This window comes from Pseudomonas sp. TE3728 (genome assembly GCF_056279145.1).
In genome coordinates this window covers 1147835-1172012 of sequence record NZ_JBWBQT010000001.1, presented here as the reverse complement: position 1 = coordinate 1172012, position 24178 = coordinate 1147835, and the positions used below count along the sequence as shown (strand labels likewise).

Sequence of the window (24178 nt, the reverse complement as noted above, 5' to 3'; positions counted from 1 at the left end):
CTTTGCAGAGCCTCTGCGTGTCGGGCATATGGCTGTTGGCGCGGGTGGCGGCGGCCCAGGATTTGACCGTCATTCCCTTCGAGCAACTGCTCGAGACCAAAGTCGTGGGCGCGGCTCAATTCTCACAGCAGCTCACCGATGCGCCCTCGGCCGTCTCGGTGATCACGGCCGAAGAAATACACCGCTTCGGCTACAGGACGCTGGGCGAGATCCTGAATAACATGCGCGGCCTCAACATCGGTTTCGACGGCGCTTACTATTTTCTGGGTGGGCGTGGCTATGGCGCGCCTGGCGAGTATGCGGGACGCGTCATGTTGCGTATCGATGGCCAGCCGGTTGCCGACAACATCTTCAACCAGATTTACCTCGGCGAGGATGGGCTGCTCGACACCGAGCTGATCGACCGGGTCGAGTACGCGCCAGGCCCGGGCTCGGCGCTGTACGGCAATGGTGCCTTTCTTGGCGTGATCAACGTCGTGACCCTCAGGGGGCGCGATCTGGACGGCAGCCAGGTCGCCCTGACCGCCGGCTCGAACCAGGGTCGCAAGGTTCGCGCCAGTTGGGGCACGCGTCTGGACAACGGCGGGGAGTGGCTGGTCTCGACCTCGGCGTCCCAAGCCGAACTTCCTGACACGCCGCTCGCCGACGGCGTCCTGCACGATGACGAAGGCGGGCAGCGGTTGTTCATCAAGGGTTCTCAGGATGCCTGGAGCGTCGAGGGCGCATTCGTCGAGCGCAGGCAACAGGAGCTGACGATTCCCCTCGATTCCCATTGGGACTTTTCCGACCGCAACGACTTCTTGAAGCTTGGCCACGACACCGACTTCGGGAGTTTGCGCTCATCCGTCCGGCTCTCTCACGGCCGTTATCTTTACCGCAGCGCCTATCGCGAGCCCATCGACGATGGGCGCCATTTCATCGAGGACATTCGCGCGGACGGCCGGTGGTGGGATCTGGAGGGCACGATCAGCAGCGTGGCCCTTTCCGGGCATCGCCTGGTGCTGGGCAGTGAATACCGTAACGACTACCGGCAGGACCAGCAAATACACCAGTATTTTCCCCGCCGCGATGAACACGAAACAGATCACAGCGAGACGTCGACTCAGACGTTCAGCCTTTACGCCCAGGATGAAATCGCCCTGCGCCATGACCTTAGCCTGAACCTGGGCATGCGCGTGGACCAACGCAGCGGCCAGGATTCGGTGACGCGCAGCAACCCTAGGGTGGCCTTGCTCTACACCGGCCTGACGAACACCAGCCTGTCGTTGTCCCATGGCAGCGCGACCCGCTTCGCGAGCCGGAACGAGACGACCTTTAATGACCTACCCGGCGTGCAGTCAGAGCGCGTCACCACCACCGAGTTCGTGGCTGATCATCGCCGTGGCGACTTCCGTTTACTGGGCACCCTCTATCGTTATCGCATTACCGATCCCATCGGTCGTTTCTCGCAGCCTTCGCTGGAGCGGATCGACACGCAAGGCGCCGAACTCGAAGCCCAGTGGCAGTGGCATGAGGTTCAACTGAGGGGTAGCCACACTGTGCAGCGCTCGCAGGACAACCTTGGCCGTGATCAGGTAAATTCGCCCAGACACTTGAGCAAGCTGCAGGTGTCGGTGCCTCTGGCACAGGAGCGCTTGCGAGCCAGTCTCGCTGCCCGATACGTGGGGCGCAGGCTGGTCGCTACGGGGATCAGCGCCGGCGGCTATACGATCACCGACCTGACCTTCACCAGTCGGGATGTCGTGCCTGGGGTGAGTGTCACCGCCGCGGTACGCAATCTTTTTGACCGGCGTTATCTCGATGCGTCGCTCTTCGACGTCGAGAGCAGCGCCGATTTGTCCGAGCGCGGTGAGCGCAGCCTGTGGTTTAGCGTGGGGTATGCGTTCCCATGAAGATCGCCGTGCGCCACCTGTTGGTCTTGGTTGTCCTGTGTCTGCCCACCCAGGTGGTAAGGGCCGACTCGGTGGTGGGCGAGCGCGCCATGAAAGCGGCCTATCTATACAATTTTGCCCTGTTCGCCGAGTGGCCATCGCTGCCTGATGTCAATTTTCAATTGTGCGTGCTTGGCACCACGCCGTTGGACGATGAACTCGCCCAGTTGCAAGGCAAGCGTGTCCAGAACGGCCTGCCCATCACCATGCGCCGGGTTCTGCCTGATGATCCGTTTACGGGCTGCCAGGTTCTTTATATCGATGAACACAACCGTCGCTCCCTTGACGCTCTGCTCCGGCAACTGGCCGCGACGCCGGTGCTGACCATCACCGATGCGGCCGGATTCGCCGATCAGGGGGTCATGATAGAGATGCGACGCCAGGGCCAGCACATTGTGTTCGACGTCAACCTGATTGCGGCGCGCCACGCACGCCTGAGCCTCAGCTCTCGGTTGCTCAAGCTCGCCAGCTTCGTTGCGGACAGGTCCTGAGCGCATGTCCCGTCTACGTTTCGAGGATCTCTCTTTGCGCGACAAGGTCACTCACACTGGATTGAAGTTGACCTCGGCCGCCATGATGGTGCTGTTGGTGATGCTGCTGAGCTACCAATTTGTTAATCAGCGCCAGGCCCTGGCGGAGGGCATCACGGCGCACGCCATGGTGGTCGGCAGTAATGGCTCGGCGGCGATTGTGTTCGGAAATGCCGACGAGGCCTACGAAACACTGGCCTCCCTCCAACACGTCCCGGATATCACTTGGGCAGCGTTCGCGCTGAATGATGGGCATGAGCTGGCGATCTATCGGCGTGACACGACCGAGGAGGTTGTGAATCACGATGGGATTGAAGAAATCGGCTGGCAGTCCCTGCTGGTGCGTCGGCCGGTAGCGCTCCATGGCCAGGTCATCGGCAGTGTCGCGGTGCATGCAAGCTTTGCCTCGCTCTATCGGCGCCTGGCGGTGCAGGCCTTGTTCGGTGGGCTGGCGGCCGTGGTGGGGTTGTTCCTGTCCTTCATTTTCTCTCGGCGAATGGCGTCCGGTATCGTGCGCCCGTTGCAGAACCTGGTAAAACTGACCGAGCGGGTGCGCACTTATCAGGATTTCAGTCTGCGAGCGACGGTATATGGCAGTGACGAGACCGGCCGGCTCGCTCGCAGTTTCAATGACATGATGGACCAGCTCGAAAGTCACGACGCACGCATCAGTGCCGAGCTGCAACAGCGTCGACTGGCGCAGCAGCAGCTAAACCAGTTGGCCTATCAAGATCCTGTGACCGGGCTGTACAACCGCCATTATTTCAAGGAAAAGCTCGAGACCGCCGTCGCGGAGGTGACGCGCTACGCTACGTCCTGTGCGGTGCTGTTCATCGACCTCGATGACTTCAAGATTGTCAACGATACGCTTGGCCACGAGACCGGCGACAGTCTGCTGATCTTGGTCGCCGAGCGCCTGCGGGAAACATTGCGCAGCACCGATGTGGTGTGTCGAATCGGCGGCGACGAGTTCGCCGTCATCCTGGAAAATGAGGTCAGTGCCGACCAGGCCGGGCAAGTCGCGTCCAATATCGTCGCCGCGCTGTCCAGCCCGTTCTACGTTGATGGTCGGCGGATCGGCGTCGGCGCCAGCCTGGGTATCAGTCTGTGCCCTGATCATGCCACGGACACCGCCAGTCTTCTGCGCAAGGCGGATATCGCCATGTATCAAGCCAAGGGCAGCGGTAAGAACAACTATCATTTATATGATCACGACTCGGAAAATGCCTGAGTCTGTCGATTGGTCGATCGAATACCGGGCATTCATCACTTTGGCGTTTAGTCTTATGACAGAAAGGCGAACGATCCACCATACTCGGGGCAGGTCCTGATGAGCTTGCGCCGTCACCGACCGAAAATCGACCGGTCCTTGTCCATAAGTAACTTTAGAGCGAAGTGCCGATGAAGCTCTCTATGGAAACGGATATTTCTCCCCCACGGATGGTGCACGCCCGACTCTTCGATGCCGTCTTCGACCTGGTTTCAGCGGCGCTGGTGCTATTGGATGGCCAGGGCCGGATATTGAAAGCCAACGGCGTTTTTGCCGAGCTGTTGGGCTACGCGCCGGCGCAATTGCTCGCCGTCGAGTTCCAGACGTTGCTCCAAGACCCGGGCGGCCAGTTCCCGCGCGCCGTGGATGGTCGAGTCTTGCCGGCTCACTTCGCCAGCGGACCGGTTGAACTGCGCTATCGGCACCAGGACGGCAGCGTGCTGCTCGGGCGCACGAAGTCGACTGCGGTCGACGAATGGCTCCTTTGTGAGATCGACCCATGTGCAGCGGCTCGAAGCCTGGGCAGATGCCTGGAGCAGGACCAGTGGCTGCAGCGGATCGTGGAAACGGCGCCGGGCATCATCGGCACTTTTCGACTGGGGCGCGATGGCAAGGTATCCATGCCTTGGGCATCGCCGGGTTACGAAGAATATTACGGGGTGACCACGGACGAGCTCAAACGCGACGTCAATATCCTGTTTGAACGTATTCATACCGAGGATCTCGCTCGCGTCCAGGCGTCGATCGCTGAGTCGGCACGCACGTTGTGTCCCTGGCAGTGCGAATACCGGGTTCGCCATCCGATAAAGGGTGAGATCTGGCTCGAGGGGCGTTTTACACCAACGCTGGAGGCGGATGGCTCGATTATCTGGTTCGGTTTCCTGCACGATATCAGTGAGCGTAAACGCATCGAACAGGCGTTGATGGACAGCGAAGAACGTTTTCGCCTGGCCTTCGAGTCTGTTGCCATCGGCATGGCCTTGCTGGGGCTCGACGGGCGCTGGTTGCGCGTCAATCGCTATCTCTGCCAATTGCTCGGTCGCGAGGAAGACGACCTGCTCCAAACCAGCAGCCAGGCGTTGACTCATCCGGATGATTTTTCCGAGGAGCAGGACTGGGGGCGGCTCCTCGCCAGGGAGGGTGTTTCCTACCTGCGAATGGACAAGCGATATCGGCACCGCAACGGCGAATATGTGAGGGTTCAACTGACCGTCAGTGCGATACGTAGCGGCGACGCCACGCCCTTGTATTTCGTCGTCCAGATCGAAGACCTCAGCCGTCTTCTCAAAGCTGAAGAGCACCTGTCCTTGCTGGACCTTGCCCTCAGCCATGTACACGAGGCCGCCTACCTGATCGACCGTCAGGCCCGGTTTCGCTATGTCAACGACGAAGCTTGTCGAAGCCTGGGTTACAGTCGCACGGAACTGCTCGGCATGACGGTCGCCGAAATAGATCCGGACTGGACGAATGAGCAGATATTGGAAGATTGGAGCTACGCTGCGCGGGGCACCCCTGAAATCATTGAAAGTCGTCATCGGGCTAGGGATGGGCGCATTTTTCCTGTCGAACTGAGCGTCACCTATCTTGAGCTGGACGGCCAGAGCTACAGCCTGGAACTGGCCCGTGACATCACCGAGCGCAGGCGCCTGCACTCGGCGCGGCAGGAAAGCGAGAAGCGCTATCGGGAAGTCTTCGACAACAGCTCCGACTGCCTCTATCTGCTGGAAATCACCGAAGATCGACAGTTCCGCTACATGGAGGTCAATGCAGCCTTTGAGCGTGTGTCGGGGCTCGACCGCCGGCAATTGATCGGTCGCTGCCTGGGGGAGGTCGTGCCGCAGGCGGGGCAAAAGGTCATGGAAGGTTTGATGAGTTGCCTGGCCCGTGGCGAAATCATCGAGTGGAGCACCGAAATCGATCTTCCGGCCGGGGCGGTGTCCCTCCATTCGACGTTCATTCCCGTGCGCGACGAGCAGGGACATATTTATCGCATCGTCGGGATCAGTCGCGATATTAGCGAGCGCAAGCGCATGGAGACCCGCCTGCTGACCAGCGAGCAGCAATTCCGTGCGCTGGCGGAGAACTCGTTGAACCTGATCATCCGTTACGACCTCGATTGTCGGCGCACTTACGTCAATCCTGCTTTCGAGCGGTATACGGGTATACCGGCTGCCCGAGCGCTAAAGATGCCGGTCGAGGATGGCTGGACCGCCAACATGGCGGTGACGGACTACCTGGCGCTGCTGCGTCAGGTGATACGTACCGGCGAACCGCTGGAAACCGTCCTGGAATGGCCGAACGCTGCAAGCGGAGAGATGGTTGTGCACGGCTTCCAGATAAACGCTGAGCGAGGCGCGGACGGATCGGTGACCAGTGTCCTGGCCAAGGGGTACGACATCACCGCACTCAAGCGTCACGAACGTCTGGAGGAGGCGCGGCTGGGCATTTTCGAACGGTTGGTGCGGGGTGCTCCGCTGGCTGAGGTCTTATCGCGGGTGACGGCTTATATCGAGCAGGCCCGGCCGGAGTTCCTCGCCTGTATCAGGTTGGTGAGCGCTGATGCACGCTACTTGCGCCTCATTACCGCGCCAAGCGTGCCGGGTGATTATCTACAGGCGGTAGGAGATATTGACATCTCGGAGGAGGACGACACAGCCGGCTGGCGCAACACTACGATTATCGTCGAAGACCTGAGTGTGTATCGTTGCTGCGCGGCCATCAGAGAGTCAGCTGTCAAGACCGGATTGCGAGCCTGTTGGTCGGAGCCGATCAAAGGCTCTTCCGGGAAGGTCTTGGGTCTCTTCAGCATCTTTTTACGCCGCCCGGGCCGACCAACCGACAGCGACCTCAAATTGATTTATCAGGCCAGCCATCTGGCTGCCATCGCCATCGAGCGCAACTACGCCGAGACGCTGCTGCGCGAAAGCGAGAAGCGCTACCGGGACATTTTCGATAACACCCCTGACGTCATTGCCCGGTTCGATTCGAAGTGCCGCTTCATGTATGTCAATCCGGCGATGGAAGGCATGCTCGATCTGTCGCAGGGGGCTCTGCTCGGCAGAACCTTCAGACAGGTATCGCCCCGTTCGGGTCTGGCGCGATCTTTTCAGAGCAGGGTCGAGCAGGTCCTGCGCAGCGGTCAAGCCGGCGAAGCGGAGCTGACGCTGGACATGCCGGCAGGGCAGGACTCAGAGCCGGTCTGTTATCAGGTCCGTCTGGTGCCAGAGCGCGATCAGAGCGGAGCACTTGTCGGTATTCTCACAGTCGGTCGCAACGTCAGCGCCTGGCGCGCGGCGGAACGACGTCTCAAGGAATCCCACGCGCAGTTGCGTCTTCTGTCCAGTCGTCGCGAAACTACGCGCGAGGAAGAGCGCAAGCACATCGCTCGGGAGATCCATGACGAGCTGGGGCAGCAACTGTCCGCGTTGCGAATGGGCATTTCGTTGCTGCGCCTGCAATTCGGCAATGATCAGCCCCTGTTGGTGGAACGTATCCAGGCGTTGATGCTGCGGGTTGACGAAATACTTCAGGTCGTGCGCAACGTCGCCACCAGCCTGCGCCCCTCCGCGCTCAACATGGGCCTGACCTCTGCTCTGGAATGGCTGGTGTCCGAGTTCATCCACAGTACCGGTATCGATTGTCGGCTCAGGGCGCCCTCGACTCGACTGGCGCTCGATGACGAACGTGCTACTGCGATCTTCCGGGTGATCCAGGAGTCGCTGACCAATGTAGGTCGCCACTCCCACGCTAGCCGAGTGAACATTCACCTGGAGCACGATGCCGAGCACTTGCAGATCGTGGTGTGTGACGACGGCCGGGGCTTCGATCCCCAGCAATTGCCCAAGGGCACGTTGGGCTTGCTCGGCATGCGCGAGCGCGGGCACATGGTAGGTGGAACGGTAATCATTGACAGTGCACCCGGACAGGGGACCCGTGTCCGAGTGTACATTCCCTTTCAGCCGGGCCCGGAACTCCTATGATACGACTGATGATCACTGACGATCACGCCATCATGCGTGAAGGCCTGAAGCAACTGTTCGCCCTGGCGGCCGATGTGCGGGTTGTCGCCGAAGCGGAAAACGGTGCGATGCTGCTCGAGCAACTGCGAGTGACCGACATCGACCTGCTGCTGCTCGACATGAGCATGCCGGGCATCTGCGGCGACGATCTGGTGGCGCGCATTCGCTTTCGCTATCCGAAGTTGCCGATCCTGGTGCTGAGCATGCACAACGAAGTGCAGATTGCCCAGCGCGCGTTCAGGTCGGGGGCTTCAGGCTACCTGACCAAGGACCGTGACCCCGAAACCCTGCTCGCGGCGATTCGCCGGGTGGCGGCTGGAGGCCGATACATCGATGCCGGGCTGGCCGAGCAAATGGCGTTTGCGGCCAGCGGGTTGGGCCCGCTTAGCCAGCACGATGGACTCACCGATCGGGAACTGCAGGTCATGCGCCAACTTGCCCAGGGGTTGAGCGTCTCGCGGATCGCGGCGGAACTGGCGATCAGTCACAAGACCGTCAGCACTCACAAGGCGCGCCTGATGGAAAAAATGGGCTTCACCAGCACGGCCGATATCGTTCGCTATGCCATCAAGCATGGGGTGCTCTGAGTCATCAGGGTGTTACCTCTGTTTCATTCGGAAAACCACCGCTGAAAACCTTCCGGGCACCCATTGCCCACCTGATCGGGACGCTCGACGCCGGGCGCCCCGGGCATCTCTTTTATGCCTTCCTTACCGCCATCCGTAGCGCCCAGGAACATGAAGTGAAGTAGGGCGATTCCTACCGAATTCGCCGAGGCGCCTACAGTAAAACCAGCCTGGTCCGATGGTCGCGGTATACCCCGGTTCTTCATGATGGGTGGGTGGCATTTTGCTGCCAGATTTTTTGACGCAAGACTGCCGGCGTTCGCCTCTGCTGTCAGTTCCGGTCGTCGGATGGAGAGTCCACATTGAGCGCAACAATCAATACCCAGGTTCCCGACGCGTCGGGTGCTCCAATCGCATTTGTGCTGCTGGCGATCCTGGGAGCTGCCTGTGTACTGGCGGGCGGAGTGATGGACATGCAGGCCGTAGGGCTTGCCGTTCTGCTTTTGGCGCTGGGCGTGGCTACGGCTTTTTATTACCACTCGCGTAACCATGCCCTACGTATCGCGATCGATTCAATCGACCATGAGCGACAAGCGCAGCAATCCCCCGTACCCCTGTGTCGCTGTGGCCTGGAACCGGTATGCCAAGGCGTGCTGCCGATATGGGTTGGCCAGATCGAAGTCGCCCGCAGCCACACTGAAGAGGCTATCACCACGTTGGCGGCGCGCTTTGCCGATATATCCATGCGTGTCGAGCGGGCTGTTTCGGACGCGCAGGATGGCGCGGGGGCGGAAGGGGGGCTGGTCGAGTTATTCGGTACCAGCCAGCGGGAACTCGATGCAATCATCGCTTCGTTGCGCGCCGCATTGACCACCAAGGAAACGCTCTTGCATGAGGTGATAGCACTCTCCAGCCTCACCGAACAGTTGCAAACGATGGCTCAGGATGTCGGCAATATTGCCAAGCAGACCAACCTGGTCGCGCTCAACGCCGCCATCGAGGCCGCCCGTGCCGGTGAGGTTGGTCGTGGTTTCGCCGTGGTGGCGGATGAAATTCGTAAACTATCGAGCCTGTCCGGTGAAACCGGCAAGCGCATCGGCGACACGGTGAACACGGTGAGTGCGGCCATCGCCAATACCTTGGAAATCTCTCGTCGATATGCCGAGCAGGACGAAGCCACCGTGAACCGTTCCGGCCAGGTCATCGAACAGGTGATCGAACGTTTCCGCGGCGCCACCACCACGCTCTTCGACTCTTCTCATGAGTTGCGCAAGGAAAGCCAGTCCGTCGGCCAGGAAATAGCCCAGGTGCTGGTCAGCCTGCAGTTCCAGGATCGTGTCAACCAAGTGCTGTGCCTTGTCCGTAATGACTTGGAAAAACTCCACGAGCACCTTGCCCAGGGGCAACGGGCCAGCGCCATGGGCCAGCTTCCAGCACCGATTGACGCCGATGCCTGGCTGGAGCAATTGGCCCGAACCTACACGATGCCCGAGCTGCATGACGTGCACCGGGGCAGTGCCCAGGGCTCGACGGGCAACGAATCCGAAATCACCTTTTTCTAGGAGCCCTTATGGCCAAGACCATCATGATCGTCGACGACTCCGCGTCTCTGCGCCAGGTTGTCAGCATCGCCTTGAAAAGCGCCGGTTACGACACCGTTGAAGCCTGCGACGGCAAAGACGCCCTGAGCAAACTCGACGGTCGAAAACTTCACCTGATCATCAGTGACGTGAACATGCCGAACATGGACGGTCTTTCCTTCGTCCGGGCGGCCAAGCAGTTGCCGACCTACAAATTTACCCCGGTCATCATGCTCACCACCGAGGTGAGCGATGCCAGGAAACAGGAAGGCCAGGCGGCCGGGGCCAGGGCGTGGGTGGTCAAACCCTTCCAACCGGCACAGATGCTCACGGCGGTGTCAAAGCTCGTTCTGCCCTGAAATTTCGCAATCCTATCCATGCCGCACGCGATAGACCGGCATCGGTTGAAGAGAATCCAAACCATGTATCCCAACGCTCATCAGCGCCTCTTCATCGAGGGCGAGCTGAACATCTACACCGCGGCTGAATGGAAAACACGCCTTGACGATCTGATCGCTCAGGGAGAAGACCTCGAATTGGACTTGGGCCGGGTACAGGAACTGGATACCGCCGGGTTGCAACTGCTGATCATGGCGAAGAAGGAAGCGAACTTGCGCAACCGGCAACTGCGATTGGCCAATCACAGCCCAGCGGTATTGGAGGTGTTTGCGCTGTGCGATCTAGCCGTCCTGTTCGGTGACCCTGTCCCGTTGCAATCGAACCGGTGGTGAAAAGGCGATGCTCATGAACCTGGACGACGCACAGCAGACCTTCATCGTCGAAAGCCTGGAATTGCTGCAAGAGATGGAGCAAGCCTTGCTGCGGATCGAGTCGGCGGCGGACGACCCCGACACGATCAACGCGATCTTTCGCGCCGCCCATACCATCAAAGGCTCGGCGGGTCTCTTTGGTCTGAATGACATCGTTTCCTTCACCCACGTCGCAGAGAGTGTGCTGGATCGTGTTCGTGACCGGCAGTTGCAGTTCAACGCGCCGTTGACCGTACTGTTCCTTCAGGCCTGCGATCACATCGGCGAATTGGTAAGGCTGGTGGCGGACGGCAACGAATCCGCGCCGCAGAACGTTCGCGACAACGGCGCCAACCTGCTCGGCGTACTGCGCGGATTTTTGGGCGATGAGTCTGAATCGGCGCCAGGCCCCGGCACCCAGCCGGGCAGTGCGTCGCCGATCGAGCATGAACCGGGCATCGAAAGCGGCAAGGAACCCAGCAGTGCCGACCATTGGCACATCTCCTTGCGTTTCGGTATTGACCTGCTGCGCAACGGCATGGACCCCCTGGCGTTTATCCGTTACCTGGCCTCGCTAGGGCGAATCTGTCACATTGTGACCCTCAGCGATCATCTGCCCCGCGCGGCACAGATGGATCCGGAGAGCTGTTACTTGGGCTTCGAGATCGGCTTTCACGGCGATGTCGATCAAGCCACCCTCGAGAATGTCTTCGAGTTCATTCGCGACGACAGCCAGGTGCATATTCTGTCGCCGCACTGCAAGGCCGACGAGTACAGCCAGTTGATTCGGGATCTGCCGGAGGAGCATCAGCGTATGGCTGAAATCATGCTCATCCGGTGCGGCACGCTGACCTCCGCCGCCTCCGCTGGACCACTCGAACAGCCGCCACCGCCTCCGACGTTGGCGAACGATCCGGTGCCGGTCGAGCATCCAATCTCGGTTGCGATACCCGACGATCCTGTATCGAATTCACCACAGGTCCAAGACAGCCGCAGAAGCGAGAACAGTCTGATCCGCGTGGATGCCGGCAAGCTCGATCAATTGATCAACCTGATCGGCGAACTGATCATCGCCGGCGCGGGCGCCAACCTCGCTGCCAGGAACACCGGCGCCAGTGAGCTGATGGAAGCCACGGCGGTCCTGGCGCGTCTGGTGGAAGAAGTGCGCGATTCAGCACTGACCCTGCGCATGGTGCAGATTGGCTCCACCTTCAACCGTTTCCAACGGGTGGTCCGCGATGTGTCCAGGGAGATGGGCAAGGATATTCGCCTGGAAATCAGCGGCGGCGAGACCGAGCTGGACAAGACCCTGGTGGAGCGCATCGGTGATCCGTTGACCCACCTAGTCCGCAATGCCATGGACCACGGCATCGAACCCGCCGAGGTGCGCCTGGCCCACGGCAAGCCGGCCCACGGCACGTTGCGCCTTAACGCCTATCACGATGCTGGAAGTATCGTCATCGAGGTCGCTGACGACGGCGGTGGCTTGCACAAGGAGAAAATCCTGCGCAAGGCCATCGAGCGCGGGCTGGTCGGCGAAGGGCAACATCTGGCGGAAAACGACATCTTCAACCTGATTTTCGAGCCCGGTTTCTCTACCGCCGAGCAGATCAGCAACCTCTCCGGGCGCGGCGTCGGCATGGACGTGGTCAAGCGCAACATCACCGCGTTGCGCGGCAGTCTCGAGCTGGACAGCATCGAAGGGCAGGGCACCACGCTGCGGATTCGCCTGCCACTGACGCTGGCGATCATCGACGGTTTCATGGTGGGCGTCGGCAACGCCAGCTATGTGATCCCACAGGACATGGTGGTGGAGTGCATCGAGCTGCCGGCCAATGACGGGCTGGACTATCTCAATCTGCGTGGCGAGGTGTTGCCGTTCATCCGCCTGCGCGAGCTGTTTGACGTCGAAGGGGAGCCTGCGCGCAGGGAAAACGTAGTGGTGGTGCAATTCGCCGGGCAGCGAGCGGGTTTCGTGGTGGATCGTCTATTGGGCGAATTCCAGACGGTGATCAAGCCGCTGGGCAAGCTCTTTGGCCAACTGGGTGGCCTGGGTGGCTTCACCATCCTGGGCAACGGCGAAGTGGCGCTGATCCTGGATGTTGCTGGATTGATCAAGCGAATCGCGGGAACGAGACGACGGACGTTCGCCGCGCCTGGCTGATTGTCGATCATCTTCCATGGCGGACACGCCTCAATATTATTCCGATAAAAAGAGAGCTCGATGATGAACGCTTTTTCCAGCATGAGAGTCGCTACCAAGCTCGGTCTGGGTTACGCCGTCATGCTTCTGATGATGCTGACGCTCGCCCTTACCGGGATGAATGGCCTATTCAACGTTCATATGATCGTGGACGACATCACAGGCAACGCCTATCCCAAAGTCCAGGTTAGCAACGACGTCAACAATGGCTTGAGCGATACCAGTACCATCTTGCGTGACCTGATCCTCAAGTCCGACGAGCAGCAACTCAAGCTGCTTCGCGACCGCTACCAGGCGATTCGTCAGGACCAGGAAAAGAATATGGACATTCTGGAGAAGTTGCTGGACAACGCTCAGGAGCAGAGCCTGTTCAAGGGTATCCAGAACGCCCGAGGCGCCTATATGCGGTTCGTGGACCAGGTCGTCGAGCTGGCGTCGGCCAGCCTGGACGATCAAGCGATCGAGTTGCTCTACGGTGACCTGGACCAGGCAAAAACCGTATATGCCAAATTGCTCAACGACATGATCGAATTGCAGGAAGCCTCCTTCGCCGACAACGACAAACAGGAACAAGCCGAATACGATCAGACCCGTCTCCTGTCCTTTATGTTGCTCGGCGCCGCGCTGCTCATCGGCATTGGCCTGGCTCTCTGGATCACTCGCAGCCTCACCCGTCAACTGGGCGGCGAGCCGCAACTGGCTGCCGAGATTGCCCAGCGTATTGCCGCCGGCGACCTCAACGTGGCGATTCCACTGCGCCAAAACGATTCGAGCAGCATGCTCGCCGCCATGAAAGCCATGGTCGAGAAGCTGTCGCAAATCATCGGCGAGGTGCGTGGCTCGGCCAACGCCTTGAGCAGCGCTTCGGAACAAGTCTCCGCCACTGCCCAGTCGATGAGCCACGCCTCTAGCGAGCAGGCCGCCAGCGTCGAGGAAACGTCGGCCTCGGTCGAGCAGATGTCGGCCTCCATCGAGCAGAACACCGAGAACGCACGGGTGACCGACGGCATGGCCGGCAACGCCTCTCGGCAGGCCCGCGAAGGGGGCGAGGCGGTCAAGGACACGGTCATTGCGATGAAGAGCATCGCCGAGAAAATCGGCATCATCGATGACATTGCTTACCAGACCAATCTGCTCGCGCTCAACGCTGCCATCGAAGCGGCCCGCGCCGGCGAGCACGGCAAGGGTTTTGCCGTGGTCGCCGCCGAGGTGCGCAAGTTGGCCGAGCGCAGCCAGGTCGCCGCCCAGGAAATCGGCGAGGTCGCCAAGGGCTCCGTCGCCCTGGCCGAGCGCGCCGGCAGCCTGCTCGGTGAGATCGTGCCGGGCATCGCCAAGACCAGTGACCTGGTGCAGGAAATTTCCGCCGCGTCCCAAGAGCAGTCCTCGGGCGTCAGCCAAATCAATACGGCGATGAATCAGCTCAACCAGATCACCCAACAAAATGCCTCTGCCTCAGAGGAGTTGGCTGCCACCGCCGAAGAAATGAGCGGTCAGGCCGAGCAATTGCAGCAGCTCATGGGGTTCTTCAGCCTTGACGAACAAAGGAGCGACGAGCGCGCAGTCCCGTCTTCCACTCGTTCGGCCTCCCCGCGCAAGGACGTGATCCCACTGGCGCTAAATGGGCGGCCAGGCCGTCACGGCCAGGCTGTGCCGGCCGGTTTCGTGCGTTTCGAGGAATAATGGCATGGGCCAGTCGATAAAAACGCAACACCCTGACGCCGCGCCGCAGGCCCGGCAGTACCTGACGTTCACCCTCGGCGACGAACAGTTCGCCGTTGGCACCCTCAGCGTCATGGAAATCATCGAGCATGGCCGGCTCACCGGCGTTCCGATGATGCCGCCCAGTATCCGCGGGGTCATCAACCTGCGGGGGGCGGTCGTGCCGGTCATCGACCTGGGCGCTCGCTTCGGTGGACAGCAAACCGAGGTCGGCCGGCGTACCTGCATCGTCATTCTCGAAGTGGTCCATGCCGGTGAACAGCAAGTGATCGGTGTACTGGTTGACGCGGTGAATGAAGTGCTGGAAATCGCCTCGGCGGACATCGAACCGCCGCCGGCCTTCGGCGCGCATATTCGCTGCGACTTCATCCAGGGCATGGGCAAGGTCGGCGGGCGGTTTGTCATTCTGCTGGACATCGGACGCGTGCTGTCGGTGGATGAACTCGCGGTGCTCCAGGGTGCGGTCGACGATCGAGCGGTCGATGCATGACTGGCCGTGATTTGACGCTCTGGCTGTGCCTTGCCATGACCCCGGGTATGCTGATGCTCGTCGCCCTGATTGTTTACTACCGAGGCTACTCGCGCACTGCCCGTCAGACTCCTATGTCGATCGAACCGTTTGCCGCAGGTGAACTCGATGAACTGGCGCCGCTACCGGGGAACACCGCCGAACCACGAGGCGACCTAAGTACGCGAAGCAATGACGAGGTGACAGTGATGGACAACGACCCGATCGGCGACCAATCGAGTCGCGCTGTTTTCCAGCAGACGCTGCCATTGGCGACGAGAGGGATGAGTGCTGCTGAACTCGCGGAAAAATTGCTTTATCTGGCGGACCTGACCGAACACATGCTTGAAAACAGTGAAACGCTCAGCCGTGCGGCCGTTGCGCCCCGTCGGGTTGCCGATGAGGTTGCCCCCAACAGGCTTTACCTGTCTTTCATGCTCGGTGGTGCAGCGTTCGCGGTGAGCATGAGCAGCGTCCATTCCGTGATCCAGGGCGCTCGGCTCATTGGCGGGGCTGGTCTGTCGGGGCCGGTTCGCAGGGCAATCGTCATGGACGGTGCCTTGGTGCCAGTGGTCGACCTGGGTGTTCAGGTGCATGGACGGCCCACCCTGATCGGGGAGCGTACAAAAATCGCCATCCTGGAAGTGCCGGTCGGCGAGCACCTGCAAAGAGTCGGGGTGCTGGCTGATGGGGTGGGCGCAATACTGCAAATCCCTTCGATCGGGATCGACCCGACCACACGCTTCGACAGCCGGGTTGGCGTCGACTTCAGCTTCGTCACCGTCACGGTCAATGAGCAGAGGACGACGTTGTTGGTTGTCGCGCCCGGGTCCTCGGCAAGTCAATCCAACGCCGTGCGATAGCTGAGCCGATCCGTAGTACAGCGAAGCTTTGCCGACACGACGTTAGACCCATGGCTTGGGTACCTGATTTCTCTTTACCTCCGAGAGCCCCTTCATGAATATGCTCGATCGATTGTCTTTGCCCGGCAAGTTTTCATTGTTGGCGGTGTTGTGCCTGGCGCTGATCGCCGCGCCTACGTCGTTATTCGTCCTTGGCGCCATGGGCCAGAGTCGCCAGGCCGTGCAAGAATCTAGCGGCATGCAACCGGTGCAGGAACTGTTGCACCTGATTCAGCTGACGCAACAGCACAGCAGTCTTTCATCCGCGGTGCTGGGCGGTAGCCGGGCATTGACTGAAACGAGGCAGAAAAAACAGGCCGAAGTTGAACAAGCCTTCGATTTGACCGAGCGTGAATTGAGCGAATCTCAAGTGCCTTCTGGCATTCTGGATGCCCTTCACAAGGCTCACCGGCAATGGCGTGAAGTGGCTGGCCAGATTTCACAAGGTACGGTCAATGGTGCTCATAGCCAGGCGTTGCATGGACAGTTGGTCGCGGCCTGTCTCCAACTGGAGGACTCGCTGCTCGACCACTTCGAGCTGTCGCTGGATCCGATTTTCGAAACCTATTACCTGATCACCGGCGCTTTGGTCGAGCTGCCACAGACCAGCGAACTGCTCGGGCAATTGAGCGCGACGGGGGCGCTGCTGCTCTCGCAAGGGCAAATCCAATCTGAACAACGTGCCACCCTCACCAGCTTGACGACCCAGGCAGCGAACAGCTTCGGCAAGCTGACAAGAGCTTTCACCAAGGTCAATGGTGCCAGCCCGTCATTCAGCCTATTACTCGCTGGTCCTTTGGCGACACTGGGGCCGCAGGTCGAGCAAGCCCTCAAGCTGACCGACACTCAATTGATTTCGGCCAATGAGCTCAACTATCCGGTCGCCGACTATCTGGCGACCTACACGCGGACCATCGACGCGTTGTTTGCCTTCAACCGGCCGGCGTTGGATGCACTCGCGCAAGCGCTTGAGGCCCGACGTGACAGCGCCCGAAACGACATCATGCTGATGTCCGGCGGTCTGTTGGTGATGTTGTTGGCCGGGGCTGCGCTGGCGACATTCATGGTGCTTCGGCTTTTGCGGCAGCTGACCGCCGCCTTGACGGCCGCGGAGCGCATCACCGCAGGAGACCTGAGCCATCCGATCGACTCTCCCGGCGCGGATGAACCGGCACGCTTGCTGGCTGCTTTGAATCAGATGCAGCAAGGATTGCGCAGCACCGTCCAGCACATCGTGGGTTGCGCCGGACGTCTTACTTCGACGGCCGGCGAACTGAACTCGGTATCCGATGATGCCAGCCGGGGCCTGACGCGACAGAACAACGAGCTGGATCAAGCCGTGACCGCCGTCACTGAACTGACCGTGGCAATCGAGGAGGTGGCGCGCAATGCCGTCTCGGCTTCCGAGGCGGCCCAATCAGCTGACCAAAGCTCGCGCGAGGGACAGGAGAGTGTCGGTCGGGCAGTCGATGCCATGGCATCGCTGACCGGTGACATCGAACACACCACCGACGCCCTCCAGGTGCTGGATGGGCAGATAGGTGGCATTGCCTCCGTACTGGATGTCATTCGAGGTATCGCCGAGCAAACCAACATGTTGGCCCTGAACGCGGCGATCGAAGCCGCGAGGGCTGGTGAAAGCGGACGCGGCTTCGCCGTGGTCGCGGATGAAGTGCGGGCGTTGGCACAGCGGACCCAGGAGTCGACGCGGCAGATTGAAAACATCATCGGGGCGGTGCGCAAGGGCAGCCAGGACGCCCTCGGCGCCATGCACGAAAGCAATGGCAGGACCCGCGACACGCTGGTAATGACTCGTCAGGCGGGCGCCGCCCTCGGCGCGATTGCAGTCGCCATCGGTCAAATCAACGAGCGCAACGTGAGCATTGCCAGCTCGACCCAGGAACAGTCCCATGTCGCACGGGAGGTGGACAGCAATCTGCTCGACATTCGGGATGTCTCGGCACAGACGTCAAGTGCGGCGAACCAGACCCACGCTTCAAGTCGGGAGCTTGCGACACTCGCGGACGAGCTCAACGCCGTGGTCAAGCATTTCGTCGTCTGAAAGGTCGCGTCACATAATCCCAGCGGACCCACCCGCGGGCAGACGGGCATGAAGCCGTTCAAGGTGATGATCGTCGATCACCGAATGCCAAAGGTCATGAAAACCATGCAACAAACGATTCCTTCCACTCGTTCCAAGCTGTCCGCCGATGACTGATCATCCAGAATGGCAATTGCCAGGCGACGAGCAGACGCTGCGCACTCTGGTCGAAAACACCCCGGATACCATTGCGCGATACGACCACAATGGCCTACGGACCTACCTCAACCCGGCGTTCGCATATATGGCCGGGGTACCTGCCGTGACGCTGCTCGGCAAGAGCCCCAGCCATGACCGGCAAACGCCCGAGATGCTCGCCTATGAGGCTAAATTATTCGGGGTTTTGCACAGCGGCCAGCCCGACGAGTACGAGCTGACCTGGTCCGGCGCGGACGGCGCGCTGATCGCCAGCCATATTCGCATCGTGCCGGAGAGAGATGCTTGCGGCGCGGTAGTCAGTGTCCTGGCCGTGGGCCGGGACATCTCAAGGTTCAAGGCCGCCGAGCGGCGACTCGAACAGGCCGAGGCCCTGGCCCGCTTCGGTCATTGGCAGCAGGATTTTCGGCGAGGTAGCTTGCAGCTGTCCGCGGAACTCTGTCGCATGCTCGATAAACCGCGGCATTGGGCGCCGACCCAGCAAGAACTCCTGGACATGCTCATACTCAAGGACCGTGCCCGTGTTCTGGAGAGCGTGTACCACGCCTTCTCGAAGCACAGCGTATTTCTGGCGCTGGAATATTGCATGGCGGTAGGGGATCGGGAGCTGCACTTGCAGACCTGCCTGACCATCGAATACGACGCCGGTGGCGTGCCTTTGCTGATGTTCGGGACAGCCCAGGACGTCAGCGAGCTGAAAAACTATCAGCAACGGCTGCATGTACTGGCGTTCTACGACGCATTGACAGGTCTGCCCAACCGCGAACGATTCAAGGAGTGCTTGCAAGAAGCCTTGTTGAAAGCGGGGCGCAACGGGCGTCAGGTCGCGGTCGCGATTCTCGATCTCGACAACTTCAAGGTGGTCAATGATACCTTGGGCCATGGTGCCGGTGATGAGCTGCTGTGCGAAGCCGCCAGGCGCCTGCGACGCTCAGTGTGTGGTCGCGATGACGTGGCCCGCCTGGGCGGCGACGAATTCGCTCTGATCCTGTCTACGCCGCTCGAAACTGTCCCTGAGCTGGAGGACAAGGGGCGCAAAATTCTGAAGTCCATCACGGGCGTTTATCAGATCCAGGGCAGGGAAATTTTTGTCTCGGGCAGCCTCGGTATCGCCCAGGGTACGGCGGGCGTCGAGAGCATCGATGAATTGGTGCAGTTCGCCGACTCGGCCATGTACAGCGCCAAGACTCACGGGCGTAACAATGTGCAGCTCTACTCGCCGAGCATGACCCAAAAAACCACCGAGCGGCTGGCGCTGGCGAGCAGCTTGCGCCATGCGCAGCGCAATGGTGAGTTGGTGTTGCATTACCAGCCGCAGATCGATCTGATCAGTGGCCGTGTGATTGGTGCCGAAGCCTTGTTGCGCTGGCAACATCCGCAACATGGGCTGATCGCCCCGGACACCTTCATTCCCATTGCCGAGGAAACCGGATTAATTGTTGGCATCGGTGAATGGGTGTTGGAAAGTGCCTGCCGCCGCGTTGTCGAGTGGAACCGCGGTAATCGTTGTCCGCCGCTGAGAATCGCGGTCAATCTATCCCCGCGACAATTCCAGATGAACGACTTGCTCACGTCGGTTTGTACGATCCTGCGGGATACCGCCTGCGAGCCGGGCTGGCTGGAGCTGGAAATCACCGAAGGTCTACTTCTGGATAACAATGTCGCCGTACGCGAGACACTGGAGCAACTGAATGCGTTGGGGTTAACCATTGCAATCGATGATTTTGGCACGGGCTATTCGGCGCTCAGCTACTTGAGTCGCCTGCCCATCGAAACGCTCAAGATCGACCGATCCTTTATCAACGACATCGAACATAATCGCGATAGCGCCGAGTTGGTCAAGGCGATCATCTCCATGGCTCATAGCCTACGGTTGACCCTGGTTGCCGAAGGTGTCGAAGCAGCCTCTCAACAAGCGTTCTTGCAGCGCTATGGATGTCAGAGCGCACAGGGTTGGTTATATGGTAAGCCCATGCCGCAGTTGGCGTTCGAGGACCTGTTGAGGGCCAAGGTTGACAATCAATGATTCTTTGGTTTGGGCAAGGTAGGCTCGCTGATGGAATAGCTTTGCTCGGAATCACGCCCTCTTGGCCCTTGATACACCCCAAAAACAAGTCCAGAATCAAGTCTTTTCCTACTCCGTTAAGAAAAGAAACCCCTTAGATTTCAATGGGTCGGACGCCAGATGCGAGTCTCGTTTCCCGCTCCAAATATTGCGCTGCAGAATTCCACTGAATTCTGTAAGTGATTGAAATCAGGACCTTCGGGTCCTTTTTTCGTTCCGGCGGGAACCACTGAAATCCAGCATCATCCAGTGTTTTTAAGTCCTGAATTGAGTCCTGAATGAGAGTCTTGAATTCGGACGCGCACTGAATCGGTTTGTTGCTGGAGCGGCTTGGATAGCGAGATGAGCATCTGGCCCTGACTCTGATCAGGAGCTCGGCAAGCCAGAATTACCGGCAACGATTACTCCCTCGGCGACACGGATGGGCTTGCACTCAATGTGACGGCCCGTGGGGGAAAGATCTGGTATTTCAGGTACTACTGGGCAGGCAAGCAGAAGCGAATGTCTCTGGGCAGTTACCCGCAGATCAGTCTCAAAGAAGCGCGTGGACGCCGTGATGAGGCGCGTGCCTTGGTTGCTCAAGGCATCAATCCTTATGAGCATCGTAAACAGCAACGTCGCTCTGTGCGTAATGCGGCAGAGCACACCTTTGAGGCGGTGTTTGATCAATGGGTCGCGTTCCGCAGGCTAATCCTGAAGGAGGGACGCCAGAGCACCCTCTCGCAGATCTTGAGAATCTTCAAAAAAGACGTCCTGCCAACGCTCGGCCAGCGGTCCATCTACGACATCAATCGCCACGACTTGATGCACCTACTGAGCGGAATCGAACAACGCAAGGCGTTAACGACAGCGGAAAAATGTCGGACCTGGTTCAAGCAACTGTTCCGATACGCCCTGGTGAAGGTGGAGGGGCTTGACCAGAATCCCGCATCGGACCTTGATGTGGTAGCGCTTCCCAGACCCCCTGTCGCACACAACCCCTTTCTTCGTATGGACGAGCTGCCTGCATTGCTGGCAGCGCTTCGAGGTTACGGTGGTGCAAACCAAACGCGTCTTGGTCTTCGCTTGCTGCTGCTAACGGGGGGGCGTACAGGCGAGCTGCGCTTGGCGACACCCGGCCAGTTTGATCTGGAGCAGCGATTGTGGATTATCCCGCCGGAAGTGGTGAAGCAGCTTCAGATGGGGATGCGCAAGGCGGGGAAACAGATATCAAACATACCGCCTTACATCGTGCCATTGTCGGTCCAGGCGCTTGAAATAGTGCGCCAGATGCTGAGCCAAGTTGTCCCCGCGCAGCGTTACTTGTTTGCGCATCGGAGTGACTTAAGCAAACGCATTAGCGAGAACACCTTGAATGGAGCGCTGCGTCGAATGGGGTATGCCGACCAACTGACCGGTCATGGAATGAGGGCGACGATTTCGACGGCGCTTAACGAGATTGGCTACCCCAAGGTATGGGTAGACGCGCAGCTTTCTCATGCCGATCCGGACAAGGTGAGTGCGGCCTACAACCACGCGGAATATGTCGAGCAGCGTCGGACCATGATGCAGGATTGGGCGAACAGATTGGACCTTTGGGGGCAGGGGAAACCGAAAGCAGCAAGCTCTCCGCTGACTATTCGTTTGGAGGGCGCAGCTTCGCTGCCATTACTGGAAAACGCGAAGGGAAATGCCGTTCTGTACAGCAGCAGCTTTCCACCGGCGGCCGCCCCAGCGACGATGCGGGACAGTCGCGAGAATGCCCATATCGGTTCCAGCCGATCGCCTGTCATGCCCGCTCCGATACGGACTGAAAAAGCTCACAACTCTCACATGTCTGACATCCAGCGTGAACGCGCCGAAATGTTGGCCACGTTTGAGGCTTCGAGTAACTTGCCGCTGCTGGTTTTCGCCAGACTGGCCGGCAAATCCCGTGATCAGATCAATCGCGATATCAAGGCTCGGCGCCTGCTATCCCTGAGCCTGGGGAATCGCGGTCAGCGCATTCCCGATTGGCAGCTTGATCCATTGCGGTACAAATTGGTTCTCGCGGTGCTGATGCGGTCTCCGGATGCGGATGCATGGAGGCTTTATCGCGCTCTTTGTAAACCTCATGAACGACTAAAAGGTCGTTCGCCAATCGATGTACTCACTCTGGAGAATTTCGACGTGACTGCACGGATCGTTTGCACTGCCTTGGGCTCAAGCTGAGGTGCTGTCTTCGAGCGGTGACAACGGATGTCGCCGCTTGCTTAAGTGCATCTGGCACGGGCTACTTCTGGATCCGTGAAATTCACAAGTCACATGAAATGTTGGAGAGGGTCGGAGAGAGGCTTCTATTGCGCAGAATGACACCATTTGGCAATATCTCGCCCCCGCACTCTCTTGTCAGCTCTCCATCCCTCTCATTTGGGGGCTGCGTCTTGGAGATGGTGGGTAACCCGGCCTCGTGCCGGGTTTTTTATTCGCCCGGCAAGCATGGCTGACGGATAAATTTTGAGTATCCAGCTACCCCATGTATGGGGTGCTAGGGATAGAGTGTTCGAATCACTCCGTCCCGACCATATAATTCAATGACTTAGCCGAACACTCACCAGTTCGGCTTTTTCATGCCTGTGAAATTACTCCCACATTTACTCCCACGGATATTTTAGGTGTAGCGAAGAAATGCTCGGCATCTTCTCGGGCGTAATCGTGGATCTGCCGGCTGAGAAAGCAGTCTTCCGGAGCGATATTGCCTTCGATAACGACGAAGCTAAGTACCCGCTCAGGATGCTGGTGGGCCAGCATCAGCGCGGTCAGGCCACCCATGGAATGGCCGACCAGATGAAAGTGCTGGATGTCGAAGTGCTCCAGCAGCGCCAGGGCGGTGTTCACCAGCAATGGAACGCCGATGCGCGCGAGGTCTGAGCAGCTGGTTTCACCACAGCCGGGGCATCGTAAGCGAGGAACGGGTGCCCGTTGTAGGCGGCATAGCGCACGATGTCGGCATAGTCCTCCTTGGTCGAGCCGAAGCCGTGCAGGAAGACGATGGGTGCCTTGTCACCGCCGCGATGCAGGGCCGCGACTGTGAGGTCGACGCCATCGACGCTCAGCGGCACAAGGACGCGGGAGAATTCTTGCTGAGTGGGCACGTCTTTCACTCCTAAGGCAGGTGGGCTGTACGGTCGCCTTACTCTGGATCGGGCCAATCCTTCTGTAAATTCCTAATCCAGTAAGCCACCCATATGCTGAACCTATGGATATCTGGCGCATGCGCTGCCGATCGAAGGAGCGTTGATATGTATGCAGAGCTCTGGGACAGCAGAATCCATCACAGATTGGACTGCTGCCTTCTGTAAACTTGCGGCAAGCAAGGATAAAGAGTGCGATGGGCAGCCTCCTCAACATGCTCGAGTCCAGATAGGTAAACCGGGGAAGGTCAATGACGGATGCCAAGGGGGCATGGCCCCGATGCCGCATTGACTGGCGGAGCTTCCGTAGTAGTCCGAGATGGGGAAAGCCCATTACATGGCGAAGGGGAGCAGTTTAAATGTGTTTGCCAAGCGAATTAACTGCCCTAACGAGGTGAAGACCTTTGATAATCAGCGAAATGCAACGCAAGCTGGCCACATGGGCAGCAACAGATCCGCCCCAACGGGTCGATCGGTTGCTGCGCCTGATAGCACAGCCGGACTGGCTGGCAGAGGCAGCGCGAATCACCCTGTCATCAAAAGGTGCCCGTACGCCTGGCGTTGATGGAGTGGACAAAGCAATGCTGCAAGCCAGACTGGCGGATGTATTGCAAAAGCTCAGGGAAGATCTTCTCTCAGGTAACTACCAGCCCCTGCCGGCCAGACGGATTTACATCCCCAAGGCCAATGGCAAGCAACGACCACTCGGTATCCCCACTCTGTGAAA

The 24178-nt window shown here is 59.5% G+C and carries 16 protein-coding genes and 2 pseudogenes; 17 read left to right on the top strand and 1 reads right to left on the bottom strand.

Annotated features, from left to right (window positions below; all coding sequences use genetic code 11):
* Positions 1-17 precede the first annotated feature (17 nt).
* From ACZ89R_RS04665 to ACZ89R_RS04590, 16 genes and pseudogenes are all read left to right on the top strand, one after another.
* Positions 18-1892 carry a TonB-dependent receptor plug domain-containing protein gene (locus tag ACZ89R_RS04665; protein ID WP_429546536.1) on the top strand — a complete coding sequence of 625 codons (1875 nt, stop codon included), beginning with the start codon at positions 18-20 and terminating at the stop codon, positions 1890-1892.
* Positions 1889-2422: a YfiR family protein gene (locus ACZ89R_RS04660; protein ID WP_429546537.1), complete on the top strand. Its 534-nt coding sequence runs from the start codon at positions 1889-1891 to the stop codon at positions 2420-2422. The genes ACZ89R_RS04665 and ACZ89R_RS04660 overlap by 4 nt, the downstream gene beginning before the upstream one ends.
* Positions 2423-2426: 4 nt before the next feature.
* On the top strand, positions 2427-3692 hold the full coding sequence (locus ACZ89R_RS04655; RefSeq protein ID WP_429546538.1) for a diguanylate cyclase domain-containing protein: 1266 nt from the start codon (positions 2427-2429) through the stop codon (positions 3690-3692).
* Between the two features lie 182 nt (positions 3693-3874).
* On the top strand, positions 3875-7711 hold the full coding sequence (locus tag ACZ89R_RS04650; RefSeq protein WP_429546539.1) for a PAS domain S-box protein: 3837 nt from the start codon (positions 3875-3877) through the stop codon (positions 7709-7711).
* Positions 7708-8337 carry a response regulator gene (locus tag ACZ89R_RS04645; protein ID WP_429546540.1) on the top strand — a complete coding sequence of 210 codons (630 nt, stop codon included), beginning with the start codon at positions 7708-7710 and terminating at the stop codon, positions 8335-8337. The genes ACZ89R_RS04650 and ACZ89R_RS04645 overlap by 4 nt, the downstream gene beginning before the upstream one ends.
* 446 nt (positions 8338-8783) lie before the next feature.
* Positions 8784-9878: a methyl-accepting chemotaxis protein gene (locus ACZ89R_RS04640; RefSeq protein ID WP_476241491.1), complete on the top strand. Its 1095-nt coding sequence runs from the start codon at positions 8784-8786 to the stop codon at positions 9876-9878.
* Positions 9879-9886: 8 nt separating this feature from the next.
* Complete coding sequence (locus tag ACZ89R_RS04635; RefSeq protein WP_429546541.1) at positions 9887-10255, top strand: response regulator; 369 nt, start codon at positions 9887-9889, stop codon at positions 10253-10255.
* Between the two features lie 63 nt (positions 10256-10318).
* Positions 10319-10627 (top strand): STAS domain-containing protein, encoded by a 309-nt coding sequence (locus tag ACZ89R_RS04630; RefSeq protein ID WP_429546542.1) that lies wholly within the window; start codon positions 10319-10321, stop codon positions 10625-10627.
* 13 nt (positions 10628-10640) lie between these two features.
* Positions 10641-12809: a chemotaxis protein CheA gene (locus ACZ89R_RS04625; protein ID WP_429546543.1), complete on the top strand. Its 2169-nt coding sequence runs from the start codon at positions 10641-10643 to the stop codon at positions 12807-12809.
* Positions 12810-12872: 63 nt separating this feature from the next.
* Positions 12873-14528, top strand: a complete 1656-nt coding sequence (locus ACZ89R_RS04620; RefSeq protein WP_429547904.1) for a methyl-accepting chemotaxis protein — start codon at positions 12873-12875, stop codon at positions 14526-14528.
* Positions 14529-14532: 4 nt separating this feature from the next.
* On the top strand, positions 14533-15057 hold the full coding sequence (locus ACZ89R_RS04615) for a chemotaxis protein CheW (protein ID WP_429546544.1): 525 nt from the start codon (positions 14533-14535) through the stop codon (positions 15055-15057).
* Positions 15054-15938 (top strand): chemotaxis protein CheW, encoded by an 885-nt coding sequence (locus tag ACZ89R_RS04610; RefSeq protein ID WP_429546545.1) that lies wholly within the window; start codon positions 15054-15056, stop codon positions 15936-15938. Before ACZ89R_RS04615 ends, ACZ89R_RS04610 begins: the two co-directional genes overlap by 4 nt.
* A 94-nt stretch (positions 15939-16032) precedes the next feature.
* Positions 16033-17181: pseudogene (locus tag ACZ89R_RS04605) on the top strand (HAMP domain-containing protein); the annotation flags it as partial.
* Positions 17176-18039, top strand: coding sequence for a methyl-accepting chemotaxis protein (locus ACZ89R_RS04600; RefSeq protein WP_429547905.1), 864 nt, complete (start codon positions 17176-17178; stop codon positions 18037-18039). The pseudogene ACZ89R_RS04605 and the gene ACZ89R_RS04600, both read left to right, overlap by 6 nt.
* Before the next feature lie 148 nt (positions 18040-18187).
* The gene (locus ACZ89R_RS04595; protein WP_429546546.1) at positions 18188-20260 is read left to right on the top strand and encodes a putative bifunctional diguanylate cyclase/phosphodiesterase; all 2073 of its coding nucleotides are present in this window, start codon (positions 18188-18190) and stop codon (positions 20258-20260) included.
* A gap of 426 nt (positions 20261-20686) precedes the next feature.
* A complete protein-coding gene (locus ACZ89R_RS04590) occupies positions 20687-22489 on the top strand; it encodes a tyrosine-type recombinase/integrase (protein ID WP_429547906.1) in 1803 nt (600 codons plus the stop codon).
* Positions 22490-22936: 447 nt separating this feature from the next.
* Here the strand turns inward: ACZ89R_RS04590 and ACZ89R_RS04585 are convergent.
* A pseudogene (locus ACZ89R_RS04585) lies at positions 22937-23412 on the bottom strand (alpha/beta fold hydrolase); the annotation flags it as partial.
* 443 nt (positions 23413-23855) lie between these two features.
* Between ACZ89R_RS04585 and ACZ89R_RS04580 the strand changes: the two are divergent.
* Entirely contained in the window at positions 23856-24176 is a 321-nt protein-coding gene (locus tag ACZ89R_RS04580) for a hypothetical protein (protein ID WP_429546547.1), read from the top strand.
* Positions 24177-24178 lie beyond the last annotated feature (2 nt).